Source organism: Paraglaciecola algarum, assembly GCF_021532655.1.
Taxonomy (GTDB): Bacteria; Pseudomonadota; Gammaproteobacteria; order Enterobacterales; family Alteromonadaceae; genus Paraglaciecola; species Paraglaciecola algarum.
Genome location: NZ_JAKGAS010000003.1, coordinates 74,300 through 86,985, shown reverse-complemented (window position 1 = coordinate 86,985; position 12,686 = coordinate 74,300). Strand labels below are relative to the sequence as shown.

At 35.4% G+C, this 12,686-nt stretch carries 11 protein-coding genes; 7 read left to right on the top strand and 4 right to left on the bottom strand.

The genetic code is table 11. From position 1 onward, the window contains the following. The first annotated feature begins 27 nt into the window (after positions 1-27). The 3 genes from L0668_RS06615 to L0668_RS06605 are packed head-to-tail and all read left to right on the top strand — an operon-like array spanning position 28 to position 2,938. A complete protein-coding gene (locus L0668_RS06615) occupies positions 28-1,248 on the top strand; it encodes a TIGR03087 family PEP-CTERM/XrtA system glycosyltransferase (RefSeq protein WP_235311306.1) in 1,221 nt (406 codons plus the stop codon). Positions 1,249-1,266: 18 nt separating this feature from the next. Continuing rightward, on the top strand, positions 1,267-1,851 hold the full coding sequence (locus L0668_RS06610; protein ID WP_235311305.1) for an acyltransferase: 585 nt from the start codon (positions 1,267-1,269) through the stop codon (positions 1,849-1,851). A gap of 4 nt (positions 1,852-1,855) precedes the next feature. Beyond that, the gene (locus L0668_RS06605; protein WP_235311304.1) at positions 1,856-2,938 is read left to right on the top strand and encodes a right-handed parallel beta-helix repeat-containing protein; all 1,083 of its coding nucleotides are present in this window, start codon (positions 1,856-1,858) and stop codon (positions 2,936-2,938) included. Between the two features lie 4 nt (positions 2,939-2,942). Here L0668_RS06605 and L0668_RS06600 read toward each other — a convergent pair whose 3' ends face one another. From L0668_RS06600 to L0668_RS06585, 4 genes are all read right to left on the bottom strand, one after another. Next, a complete protein-coding gene (locus L0668_RS06600) occupies positions 2,943-3,758 on the bottom strand; it encodes an FkbM family methyltransferase (RefSeq protein WP_235311303.1) in 816 nt (271 codons plus the stop codon). Positions 3,759-3,823: 65 nt separating this feature from the next. Next, positions 3,824-5,335 carry an exosortase A gene (xrtA, locus tag L0668_RS06595; protein WP_235311302.1) on the bottom strand — a complete coding sequence of 504 codons (1,512 nt, stop codon included), beginning with the start codon at positions 5,333-5,335 and terminating at the stop codon, positions 3,824-3,826. Between the two features lie 10 nt (positions 5,336-5,345). Beyond that, a complete protein-coding gene (locus L0668_RS06590; protein ID WP_370659889.1) occupies positions 5,346-6,164 on the bottom strand; it encodes an XrtA system polysaccharide deacetylase in 819 nt (272 codons plus the stop codon). Positions 6,165-6,190: 26 nt separating this feature from the next. Continuing rightward, positions 6,191-7,609, bottom strand: coding sequence for a TIGR03013 family XrtA/PEP-CTERM system glycosyltransferase (locus L0668_RS06585; protein WP_235311300.1), 1,419 nt, complete (start codon positions 7,607-7,609; stop codon positions 6,191-6,193). A gap of 175 nt (positions 7,610-7,784) precedes the next feature. Here L0668_RS06585 and L0668_RS06580 point away from each other — a divergent pair, with 175 nt between their 5' ends. From L0668_RS06580 to L0668_RS06565, 4 genes are read left to right on the top strand one after another with little or no spacing between them, the layout of a single operon-like run. Next, positions 7,785-8,420, top strand: a complete 636-nt coding sequence (locus tag L0668_RS06580; protein WP_235311299.1) for an XrtA/PEP-CTERM system exopolysaccharide export protein — start codon at positions 7,785-7,787, stop codon at positions 8,418-8,420. Between the two features lie 25 nt (positions 8,421-8,445). Beyond that, positions 8,446-10,026 carry an XrtA system polysaccharide chain length determinant gene (locus L0668_RS06575; RefSeq protein WP_235311298.1) on the top strand — a complete coding sequence of 527 codons (1,581 nt, stop codon included), beginning with the start codon at positions 8,446-8,448 and terminating at the stop codon, positions 10,024-10,026. Further along, positions 10,023-10,931, top strand: coding sequence for an XrtA-associated tyrosine autokinase (locus tag L0668_RS06570; protein WP_235311297.1), 909 nt, complete (start codon positions 10,023-10,025; stop codon positions 10,929-10,931). Before L0668_RS06575 ends, L0668_RS06570 begins: the two co-directional genes overlap by 4 nt. Then, positions 10,931-12,538, top strand: a complete 1,608-nt coding sequence (locus tag L0668_RS06565; RefSeq protein WP_235311296.1) for a TIGR03016 family PEP-CTERM system-associated outer membrane protein — start codon at positions 10,931-10,933, stop codon at positions 12,536-12,538. The genes L0668_RS06570 and L0668_RS06565 overlap by 1 nt, the downstream gene beginning before the upstream one ends. Positions 12,539-12,686: the final 148 nt, after the last annotated feature.

The window sequence follows — 12,686 nt, the reverse complement described above, 5'->3', positions numbered from 1 at the left end:
ACTAACTTATGAGTAACCTTCATTTTTATGCATATTTTGATTTTGGCACAAAGAGTGCCTTTTCCTCCAAATAAAGGGGAAAAATTAAGAACTTTCCATCAACTCGAATACTTAAAAAGAAACGGATTTAAAATCAGTTTACTTGCACCTCATGAAACTGAAGATGAATTGAAGTATTTTGCAGAATTAGAAGAAAAGTATTGTGAACGCGTAATCACACATAAGTTAAAGCCTAAATATCTTTCATTACCTATGGGGTTATTAACCAATAAACCTTTGAGTGTAGCTAATTTTTATCATCCAAAATTACAAAGCCAATTTGATAAACTTATAGAAGATGTGAGTTTTGATGCCATTATGTGTTCAGCCTCTAGTTTAGCTGAGTATATTTTTAAAAGTAAAGTCGTAAGTAATCTCAAAGAACAACCTCGATTTATCATGGATTTTATGGACTTAGATTCAGATAAGTGGGCCCAGTACGCTAGCAAAAGTGGATTTCCCATGTCTTTTGTTTACCAGCGAGAAAATAAATTAATGGGGCGCTTTGAACGAAGAATTGTCGATATTTTTGATGCTTGTTTTTTTATTTCACAGGCTGAAATTGACTTATTTAATCAAAATTCATCTAAGTCAAAATCCTCAAATATTCATGTTATTGAAAACGGCCTAGATCGTACTATGTTTTTCCCACCTGCTAAAGCCAGACAAACTGAACAACCCGTTTTTTTGTTTGCTGGAGTGATGAATTATCCGCCGAATATTGACGCTGTGATGTGGTTTGTAAAAAATGTTTGGCAGGAGGTATTAAGCAACTGGCCAAATGCGAAGTTTTACATTGCAGGTATGAACCCGAGTGACAAAATTCAACAATTAGCAGAATTACAAGGCATTCAAGTAACGGGGTTTGTGGATGACATCAAGCCCTATTTTGACCAAGCGAATATTTTTGTTGCTCCTTTTAGAATTGCCCGAGGAGTGCAAAATAAAGTGCTGCAAGCATTTGCCTGTGGTCTGCCTGTTATCGCTACATCTATGGGAGCTGAAGGGGTTCGATACAATGCTGGACAGGATATTCTATTGGCTGATACTCCTGATGAATTTATCAAACAAATTTCACTATTACTGAGCGACCATGATTTATATAATCGACTGAATATCAATGCGATAGAAAATATTAAAGAGAATTACAGTTGGGATAGCTTATTAGCGCCATTTAAAGAACATATTGCTCCTTCAATTCCCAAATAACAGAATGAGAAATTTACGATGAAATTAGTCAAAAAGTTTTTGAGCGTCTTTTTTATCCTGCTTATTTTACCTCTTTATATTTTGTATTTTGTGCTGGCAACTGTCGCCGATAAAGACTCAGTGTTTTCTAGTTTTGCACAATTTTTCAGCTTAATCCCAGGTAAATTGGGAAGTTATATTCGAACCGCATTTTTTAACCTTGCCATGACGCACTGTGATACTGATTTAGTGATTGGATTTGGTGTGTTGTTTTCTCATCAAGATACTGAGTTATTGTCAGGGTGTTACATTGGGCATCAAAGTAATATTGGTAAATGCCGCATTGAAGAAAATTGCCTTTTAGGTAGTGGCGTTCATATTATGAGTGGCAAAGGTCAGCACAATTTTGATGATTTAAATACGCCTCTAATCGACCAAGGTGGTACTTTTACAAAAGTTAAAATAGGTGAAGATACCTGGATTGGAAATGGTTCACTGATTATGGCAAACGTGGGTAAAAAATGTATCGTAGGGGCTGGTTCAGTAGTGATAAATGATATTCCTGATTACTCAATCGTTGCCGGTAATCCAGCCAAGGTGATCAAGTCTCGTAAAGGGAACTAGTGTGATGATGACTTTACAGGGTAAGCTTGTAGTCTGTTTGTTGGTCTTGTGCATCTCATTACCAATTCATGCTCACGATATGCCTGTTCAGTCCGAAATTAACGTATCCACTAGCTTTGAATTGTTTAACGCGGTTAAAAAAGCTAATAAACAAGGACACGTTAAAATAATATTAAGTGACGGTCTGTACCACATTACTAACACTATCAATATAACTGCTCCTTATGTCACTTTACAGTCCCATTCTAAAGATCCTAATAGCGTACAACTAATTGGCCAAGGTATGCGCCGAACGTTAAATGTGAGTAATTTACTTAGAGTGGCAGCAGCACATTTTGAATTAGATGGAATAACGCTACAAGACACTGGTAACCATTTAATTCAAATAGCAGGTGAACAAAATGCTGATTTTCCGGTTATCAAAAATTGTATTTTGAAAGATGCCTATGAACAAATATTAAAAGTGAGTTATAACCGAAATACAGGTATCGCCAGTGATTTTGGGCGAATTGAAAATTGTCGATTTGAGTATACGAAAGGTATTGGACCTCAATATTATATCGGTGGAATTGATGTACATGGTGGACAAGATTGGGTAGTTAAAAACAATGTATTTATTGGAATTGCTAGCCCAGGTAAAAAGATCGCCGAACACGCAGTGCACTTTTGGAACAACACTCAAAATATAAAAGTAGTCGACAATACTATTATAAATTGTGACAGAGGAATTGGTTTTGGTATGCCAAATAGGCCTAATTTTGGTGGATTGATTCAAAACAATCTGATTCTACATGCGGATAATAACCATCCCAATGCAGATACAGGGATTGCTTTAGAAGAGAGCCAAGGAACGATCGTTAAAGATAACCGGATATTTTTAATGCATAGTTATCGTAATGCCATTGAATATCGATTTAAACAAACCAAAAACGTTGTCATAACAAACAACAAAGTTAACCGTTTAATCAAAAGTAGAAATGGCGGTAGTGGAAAGGTTTATTTAAACCAACAAGTTAAGCACTTGGGGGATGTTCTCTCCTCTTTAGAGATGAAAGCTTTGAATAAACTCTTAAAAGCTGACTTGTAGTTTCCTAGTCTAAGATAGCAATAACATCGTACTGCTTTTTAGGAAATTGCTTGAAGAAATCCACGCTTCTATTTATTTGACAGTTGCCTAAAGCGGGTACTAACCACTTAACATTACGGATCGTCTCTAAAGTTTCAAATAATTGTTCAGGAGTGGTGGTGGTTGCTGCCAACACCTCAGGGTGGATTTCTAATAAAATCGCCAGCGTTTTGGCTTGTTTTATTAATTTCTTAGCTCCCAAGATAGTTTGTTGTTCTTGCCCTTCAACATCTATTTTTAATGCTAAATATTCTGTTGCAGTAATATTATTCTCTGCTATCCATGTATCGAGAGTGACAACTTTAGTACTTCCACTTTTACTTTTATCTATACAGCCTTCATGATCAATACTGCGATTTTCTGATGCGTTGAAAAAAACTTGGCCATTAATGTCAGAAACAGCCATATTTTGACAAATTGTGTTTGCCGATATGTTGCTCAAATTTTCATTCAGTAGTTTAAAAGACTTAGGGTTAGGCTCAAACGCACAAAATAAAGACACATTTTTACAATACTTATTGGCTAGGGCGCTAACCGTTCCTATATCAGCTCCTAAGTCGAAGAAAGTAATAGGTTTATTAACTTTATTAATGGCATCAAAAAAGGGTAAAAATTCATTTAAATAATAGTTATCTGGGCCTTTTTCTAACCAAAAACACCATTCATCAATGGGTACCCAAAATGTTTGCTTGTTTATTCTATGGGCAATTAATCTATTCGGGTGATTTTTACATAACCATAGATAAAATCGATGTTTTCCAGGCCAGTCAAACTTTTGCATTAGGCCCAACATACAATTGTTTAACCAATTAAATTTGCGAGTTTTGAAAATAATGTCTGTCATGTCTAATTGAAGATAAAACTTTTAGATAGAGGACTTAGGTTTTCTAAAACTGTATTTTGAAATAAAGCATTATCTTCAGTTAAATTTTCATTTTTAGTGGGCATAGAAATAGCTATGAGCCCGCTACCTTTATGTTTACCCAATAAAACATTCCAAGTTTCAAATAATTTAGCAATACGTTTATCAAAAACTATTTTCCCATCAATTACGTACCAATAGGCCAACAACCTTCTACTCTGTGGATTTATAATTGTACTTATCGTGAGTTTTCCTTTGTCTGCTAATGTAACCCCATGTTGCTTTTCTAATGTCCAACTTTTCTCATGATAAAGGCGATTTAAAGACGTAATTAACTCTCCGCTACCGCTGGGATACCAAGCAATAAATACATCGGGTCTTTCGTTATTTATTATTAATGTTCCTTGGTAGGTAGAAAACGGTTGCTTAAAATTTGGTGACCAATCAGTCTTTAATTCTGGTGGATTTTTTGTTGATAACAGTGAATGGTCAATTGATAAAAGGTTTGGATCAGGTGATAACTTGAGTTGACTTTGGATGGTGTAGAACCAAATATAAAAAACACTAAAGGTTAAAAAAGTAACTATCACAGCTTTGTACATCGATCTTGAATTAATGATTTGCGAGCTTTCTAGTACTGTATTTTCATCAGTGTGTAATTTACCTTTTTCTCTAATTAATTCTCCAATTGCTAATAAACAAATGATGACCAAAGAAAAGAATATCCAGCCGTAAATTAAATGATCAGCACCAACCGCATGCTCCATATCTGTTAGATATCCAGTTAAAATAATTCCGTAAACACGGATTGCATTAGCCAATATTGGAAAAGCAATTGAAATGCAGACAAAAACTAGCTTTCTCTGCCAACTTTTAATATTTAAGTAAGCATATAAAGAACCTATAACTACCGAAGCGATAAAGAAACTAATGCCAGAGCAGGCTTCAGCAACTAAAAATCTGCCTTGGGGGATTTCTATGTATAGGCCGCTTCTGAATATAGGAATACCTGTAAGGTGTAATAAAGCTACCGACCAATCGGCTGTAATTTCTTGTAATAATGGAACGAACTCTTCACCAAATGGAATGGAAAATAATATAAAACTTAGAGGAAATATAATTTGGTAAGCAAGTTTATTTCCAATAAACATCCAAATTAGTAATGGAAACATTACAAACGCAGCTACGTGCATGAACAATTGAACGTCACCGGCAATACCCACTGCATAAACTATTAGTGTTCCAATAACAAAAGGTAATAACCAGTAATTGGGTTTTAGCAGCGATGGATTTAAATTGAAGCGTTGACAATAAATTAAGTAAAGAGAGCCGGGAATGACCAGTAGGCAGTGATTGAAAATGTCATTGCCAATCCAAATAACTATAGCAGTACTAATTCCTTGCCAAAAAACTAACAACCACAGTCCTAGTAGGGCGGTGCTTGCGAGTATAAACTTCCGAATTTGAAAAATATGGGGCTTTCCTGCTATTTCCACTTATTAATCCTTAATCTACAGTAATATTGTATACGTTCCGCATTGTGTCCCATGAAAAGTCATCTAGTAACTTGTCTAACTTCCCATAGGTTTTATCTAGGTTAATGTAATGTCTAAAGTTTGACTTAGCAGATGCTCCAGCTACCTTGGGTTGATTTTCATCTATTTCCCAAGGGTGAAAATAAAATGAATAAGGTTGCTGTTCTTTTTTTAAGTAACTCTTTACTAAAAATTTGGTTAAGGCATAAGGGTACAACCTAAAATAGCCGCCACCACCAATAGGGGTTTGTCGGCCCAATACTCTATGAGTTGGAATGGGTATTTCTGTTATCCCTTCTTTTCTTTGATAGGCGAACCGAGGCCAATCTGGTGTGCCGTAAAGGTCATGTTTAACAGGATAGGTACTTGAACTATATTTAAAACCTAATTCAGCCAATATTTCAAAAGCCCATTCGTTGGTGTATCCGATTGAAAAACTAGGTGCGCGGTACCCTAAGATCTTTTCACCTAATAAATCTTCCAAGTGATTTAGAGAGCGAAGAACATCTTGTTTAAACACTTCTGGTGTTTGTTTAGTTGCCCGTTGGTGGGCATATCCGTGACTTGCTATTTCGTGACCTTGTTGGTGTATTTCTTTTATTAAATCTGGATACCGTTCGGCCACCCATCCCAATACAAAAAAGGTTGATTTAACATTGTGAGATGCAAATAGGTCTAGCAATCGCCTGGTGTTTATATCTACTCTAGGTTTAAATTGCTGCCAGTTATCGGGTGAGATAACTGATTCAAATGCCGAAACGTGGAAGAAATCTTCTACATCTACAGTCATTGCATTTAGTGTATTTGTGTTCAAAATTAACGCCCTTTACCAAATAACACTACTTCGACTGTACGTATTAAAATCAAAATATCTAACATTAAACTTTGGTGTTTTACATAATATAAATCAAATTTTAGCTTTTCCATTGAATCTTCAACACTTGCTCCATATGGATAGTTGAGCTGAGCCCAACCGGCTAATCCTGGCTTTACATTATGTCTTTGATTGTAATATGGAATATCTCTTATTAATTGCTCTACAAACTGAGGCCTTTCTGGTCGAGGTCCAATAAAAGACATTTCTCCTCTAAATACATTTAATAACTGCGGAAGTTCGTCTATTCGATATTTACGTATAAAGTTTCCGACTTTAGTTACACGTGTGTCATTGGTTGTTGCCCATTTAGCGCCGTCTTTTTCGGCATCCAATTTCATACTCCTAAACTTAATAATCTTAAATAATTTTCCGTTTAGACCAACTCGTTCTTGTTTGTAAAAAACAGAGGCACCTTTTACTTTTATATCTTCGAAGAAAATAATTGCGGCGGTAATTAACATTACAGGCCAAGTGAGGAGTAGAACTAAAGAAGCTAAAACACAATTAATCGAATAGTCTAAAGCATCCCTAAGGTGATTTTGTGAACTAAATCCATTAGAATAAATAACCCAACTTGGATACATTAAATTTACCACGATTTGGCCAGTTTCTCTTTCCATAAAATCTAATAAGTCAGTTACTCCCACACCACGTAACCTGCAATCAAAAAGGATTTCAACGGGCAGAGTTCCTCGTCTCTGATCACAGGCTATAACGACTTCATCGATATCATTATCAGTAATAAAATTTCTAAAGTTCTCATCAATTTTTACATGAATTAATCTTTCGTTTTGAATACCCTCTTCTCTATTATCTCCAGGGATTGGCACAAACCCTAAAAGTTCAAAGCCAAAACGGTCCACTTCACGTCTCATGCGTTTTTCAATAATTGATGCCCTTTCACCGGCCCCAATAACAATAATTTTTGATTGTCCTAAACCTAAGATACCAAGGCGATTAATAAAATATCTAAAAATTGACAAAGCAACTATGGTCAGAGCTGCGTAGATAGGAAGGTAATATTGACTTATTTGAATTCCAGTTAAAATACTGCTAGTTAATACTTCTACTACGAAATATCCAATAGCCACACTGACAAATATTCGTCTTATTATACCTCTATATGTTTCACGTAATTTTGACTCATACAAGCCTACCGACAAAGCTGCGACAATCACCAAGGCCGTGAACAGAGAGACTTGTGTAATAAAGTCAGATAAAGCTACCTCTACAAACGAAGTGCTAAAGAAATGCTTAACTAAAACAGAAGACAAATATCCTATATAAGCCACGATCATTATTTCGAGTGCCATCAAAATATTCGAACGGCGGATCTCTTTTTTGCTACCAAAGCTCATTTAAATCTCCAACAAATACAAACCAAATAACTTGTAGCTAGTAGACTAATATAAAGTTTATTCATATAACCTATTCATTTTTTTCAGTTTAATAATCATATTCTTGTTGTGTAGCAAGTCGAAAACTTGTTACATTGAACGCCTGTGAATTCAAACATATGGGACGGTAATTTACATGAAGACTAACAAAATAGCATTGTCAAATTTGATATTTTTTATATTTTTATCAACTGTAGGTTGCTCGAGTAATTCAAGTAAATTACCAAGTGCGACTACCTACACATCTAACACAACCTCTGTAGATAACTATGAATATTTGATTGGACCTGGAGATAGTTTATCAATCTTTGTTTGGCGTAATCCAGATATCTCCGGCTCATTTGTTGTTCGTCCTGACGGGAAAGTAACAACATCTTTAGTAGAAGATTTAGATGTATCGGGTAAAACTCCTACTAACCTAGCTAGGCAAATTGAAGAAGAGCTGTCTAAATACATTAACAACCCAAGAGTAACAGTAAGTGTTGGTGGCTTTAGAGGGCCATTAAGTGAACAAGTACGGGTTATAGGTGAAGCAACTAATCCTAGTGGAATTAACTACACTGAAACAATGACATTACTTGATTTGATGATTCAAGTCGGTGGGTTAACAGAGTTTGCAGCCGGAAATAATGCCAAATTAGTTCGAATGGTTAACGGCGTTCAGAAAACTTATGGACTAAAAATTGATGACCTTATCAAAGAAGGTGACATTAAAGAAAACGTAGATATGTTACCTGGCGATATCGTCATTATTCCTGAAGCTTGGTTTTAGTAGTTAAATTTAAACGGATAATTAAATGCAGGATCTTCAAAAGACATTCGAACTCATTTTAAGTTACATTAAAGGAGTTTGGGTAAAAAAACGCTATATCATGGTTAGTACATGGTTAATCTGTCCCATTGGATTTATATATGTGGCTTCACTACCAGATGTTTATCAGTCGTCAGCTAAAGTATATGTTGATACTCGGTCTGTATTGCAGCCATTGTTGCGAGGATTAGCCATACAAACTGATCCAAGGCAAGAAATTGCTATGATGGAAAAAACATTGTTAAGTCGGCCGAACATTGAAATTATCGCTAGAGAATCGGATCTTGATATAACCGCGAGTACACCTGCATCATACGAAAATTTAATTAACTCATTATCTCGAAGCATTAAACTTAATCGAGCAGGTAGAGACAACTTATATACCATTTCTTTTAGTCATCAAAGCCCTGAAATGGCCAGAACAGTTGTTCAAGAAACGTTGGACTTATTTGTTGAAGGAACCAAGGGTAACAGTAGGAAAGATTCTGATTCAGCAAGTCAATTTATCGATGAACAAATTGATGAATACGAAAATAGATTATCTGCGGCAGAACAAAGAGTTGCAAATTTTAAAAGGAAGTATTCAGATTTACTACCCAATCAAGGTTCCTTTTATGAAAATTATAACTCTTTAGAAGTTCAGCTCGAACAGGTTCTGCTCTCAATTAAAGAAACAGAACAACAAATTTCTAGTTTAAAAAGTCAAATTAATGGGCAGAATAACTCCGTAGATGGATTTTCAGTAAGGCCTTCAAATACTCAATCTCCACTAACTACACGATATGACACTAGAATCAAAAACCTAGAAGAAAATTTAGATGAGTTGATGTTGAAATATACTGAATTACATCCAGATGTAATTGAGGCAACAAATCTTTTAGATTCTTTGAAGAATGCTAGGCAAGAAGAAATTGACGAATATTTATCAGGTGATGGTGGTAAGCAAGGAAATGATCAAGTTGGTTCCATAGCAAGCGAGCTCAAACTTGAAATAAGCCGTCTAGAAAGTCAAATTGCATCGATGAAAGTTCGCGCTGCTGATTATTCTGGAAAAATTGAGTTTTTAAAACAAAAAATTGACCTTGTGCCTCAGGTTGAAGCTGAAAGAACTGCTCTTAATAGGGATTACTCGATAACCAAGAGAAAATATGAAGAGTTACTAACACGTAAAGAGCAATCTGATTTGGCCCAAAAAGCTGATGTATCTAACGAAAATGTACAATTTAAAGTGATAGAACCGCCACTAGTACCTCAGAATGCGTCAGGTCCCAATCGTATGTTAAGTTATACTATAGTGCTTGCTTTGGGATTTGCTGCTGGTATCGGTATTGCCTTTTTAATTAGTCAGCTAAATCCGGTTTTAATTAGAGCAAGTCAATTAACTTTGCTTACTAACTACCCTGTTCTGGGTACTGTTAGTCATTTGAACAAAGAGCAAATTAAGAAAACAACTAGAAAACATTTATTAATCTTTTTGACTTCAACTTTCCTCATTGTTGGATTGTACGGGATGCTTATTGCCGCAGAAATAATGCAATTAGATATACACGGGAGGATTTTCTCATGAACTCTATAGAAAAAGCACTGCAAAAGAAAAATGAAAGTTCCTTGGCTGAAAATAAAGTCGTAAAGCCCGAAATGGAAAACACCCTTGAGTCAGAGTCCTCGATAGAAAAAGCCCAAGCAAATGTGCATTTGGGCTCTAAAGCTAGTGCACGTGAGGGAAGCCAAAATTCAAAAACAGATATACATATTGACCTTGGAATTTTGAATGAAAAAGGTTTTGTTTCCACAGATACACAGCGTAAATTGATCAATGAAGAGTATCGAGCAATTAAACGCAAACTTTTGGATAACGCCTTTGGTCCTCTTTCTAAATCACTAAATAATAGTAACATTATTATGGTTACCAGCTCTAAGCCTGGTGAAGGAAAAACTTTTACGGCAATTAATTTGGCATTAAGTATAGCTCTAGAAAAAGATAAAACTGTGCTTTTGGTAGATGCTGATGTATTGCGCCCAAATGTTATGAGAACATTGGAATTAAAAAACAAAGAAGGGTTAATTGAGTTTTTATTAGGTGAAAAAGAAAGCTTAGCTGAAGTGATCAATACAACTAATTTAGATAATCTTAGAATTATTCCTGCAGGTAAGTCACATCATTTATCTACAGAGCTTTTAGCTAGTGAGAAAATGTTTCAGGCGGTGGAAGAATTTGCTAATAGATACCCTGACCGAGTAGTCATTGTAGATACCCCGCCACTACTAGGAATAAATGAAACCGCTATTTTGGCTAACCTAGCCGGCCAAGCTTTAGTTGTTACAGAAGAGTATAAAACTAAGTTAGTCGATGTTGATAAAGCTGTTCAACAATTAAACCCAGATATGGCTATAGGCTTTGTGGTAAATAAATCAGAAAAAGTTAATTCTGATGGCGCTGGGTACGGCTACTATTATTCAGGAGGAAACTAGTGGTAACTAGAACAAGACAATCTAAAAAATTAATTAGTATATTAATCAATCTCCTGCTTCTTGGGGGGTCTTGTTCTTTGTTTGCAGGTGACTTGCAACTCAATTCAAATGTAAGTTCAACTGCTATTTTATATGAAACCAAAATAAATGATGAAACCGATTACACGAGTAACCAGGCTCTAGTGATTAAACCTCAACTATCAACAGTTTACACCAGCAAGGGACTTAAGGGTTCAATTTTAGCCGAACACACTTTTGTTGAGCAAAAGGATGATAGAGAAGGGGCTGATAAAAGCTTTACCGACTTAGAATACAATAGCCAACTCACTTTGATTGAAAATGCAATGTATATTGGTATTCAAGGTAATCAAAGTTACAGAGTGATTAGTCAAATACAAGAAGGAATAGGGGATAAAATTTTGGCTCCTGGTGAGCTAACTAAATACAGACGAAATGGAGCGAACTTTAGGTTTAATATCCCTAACCCTAAATATATTGGACTGAGTATGCAAACTCAATACTCTGAAGTAAAGACTGATGAATCGTTAGACTCATTTTCTGGTCTTGATACTAAAAACATTTCTTCTTCAGTAAACCTATTTCAAGGGCGCAATGCCAGAGGTTATAGATTTAATATATCAGGTCAAAGTCGCAGGTCAGAAAGAAGTCTCTTCAACGATTTTACTTCCAACAACATAAATGGTTTGATAGGGCTATCTATAGGAGACAAAACTGATTTTGTAATTACTGGTAATATTAGTGAGTATGACATTGATAGGGAAACGAGCACTTCCACGAGAATTGGTCTAGATACAAATAGTTATGGAGCTGGTTTTGAATGGATGCCAAGTGCTGGTAGAAATATTAGATTGACCTACAACCAGCTAGAGCAGTTCGATCAGAAAACTCAGTTTATTGGTTTAAATGCTGGATGGGCTTTTTCAACTAGAACGGCTATTTCCTTGGATATAGGTAAACAATTTTATGGTAACTCATATAAATTTAGTTTAAACCAACGATTAAAGCATTTTAGCGTCAGCATGGATTATAATGAGAGTGTAACCTCCTATGGCCTCTTAAATACTGATGTCATTCCTAGTTTATTTGTTTGTTCTCTTGGTTCAACAGAATTGGCTGATTGTTTTCAGGCAGATTCTACCGATTATGAATTGCAAGCAGGTGAGGTTTTTCTACCGGTAAATTTATTTGAGACGAATATTTCAGAAGAGGTTTTTCTAAGAAAAGCAGGCAGTTTTAGTTTAGGTTACCAAAAGCGAAAGGTTAAAATTTCTATAGCTTCATCTTATGGCAAAACGGAATATTTAGAGTCTGACAGAGAGCTTGCCAACAGAAAGGTTAGTTTGAATATATCGTATCAGCTAGGTAGAAAATCAGACATTAGCGTATCCTCAGGTCTTTCTAGAAGGTCTACAGCAGAATCCATCAAGGATGATACAATTAAAACACTTCAAGTATCCTATACTCGAAATTTAACTCAAAAAATGAAGTTGGATTTAACAGTTAGAGCCTTGGATAGAAAATCAGAATCTTTGGATAGAGATTTATCGGACAACCGTCTATCCGCAGGATTAAACTATACTTTTTAATAATATAGCTGAGCATTGTTAAATGTTCTAACATGATATGTCGCACCTATTTCATTTTTATCTACGCTATTAAGATTGCTGTAAATTAAGCTTTAACTATAACTTCTCAAATGACTACTTCTGGAAGTGTGACTTGAAAAGCTCTTGT

Excerpts from the sequence above, each read along its gene's own strand:
- L0668_RS06615 (WP_235311306.1), top strand. The coding sequence starts at position 28 with ATGCATATTTTGATTTTGGCACAAAGAGTGCCTTTTCCTCCAAATAAA.
- L0668_RS06605 (WP_235311304.1), top strand. The coding sequence starts at position 1,856 with ATGATGACTTTACAGGGTAAGCTTGTAGTCTGTTTGTTGGTCTTGTGC.
- L0668_RS06600 (WP_235311303.1), bottom strand. The coding sequence starts at position 3,758 with ATGCAAAAGTTTGACTGGCCTGGAAAACATCGATTTTATCTATGGTTA.
- L0668_RS06585 (WP_235311300.1), bottom strand. The coding sequence starts at position 7,609 with ATGAGCTTTGGTAGCAAAAAAGAGATCCGCCGTTCGAATATTTTGATG.
- L0668_RS06580 (WP_235311299.1), top strand. The coding sequence starts at position 7,785 with ATGAAGACTAACAAAATAGCATTGTCAAATTTGATATTTTTTATATTT.
- L0668_RS06570 (WP_235311297.1), top strand. The coding sequence starts at position 10,023 with ATGAACTCTATAGAAAAAGCACTGCAAAAGAAAAATGAAAGTTCCTTG.
- L0668_RS06590 (WP_370659889.1), bottom strand. The coding sequence starts at position 6,164 with ATGACTGTAGATGTAGAAGATTTCTTCCACGTTTCGGCATTTGAATCA.
- L0668_RS06575 (WP_235311298.1), top strand. The coding sequence starts at position 8,446 with ATGCAGGATCTTCAAAAGACATTCGAACTCATTTTAAGTTACATTAAA.
- L0668_RS06610 (WP_235311305.1), top strand. The coding sequence starts at position 1,267 with ATGAAATTAGTCAAAAAGTTTTTGAGCGTCTTTTTTATCCTGCTTATT.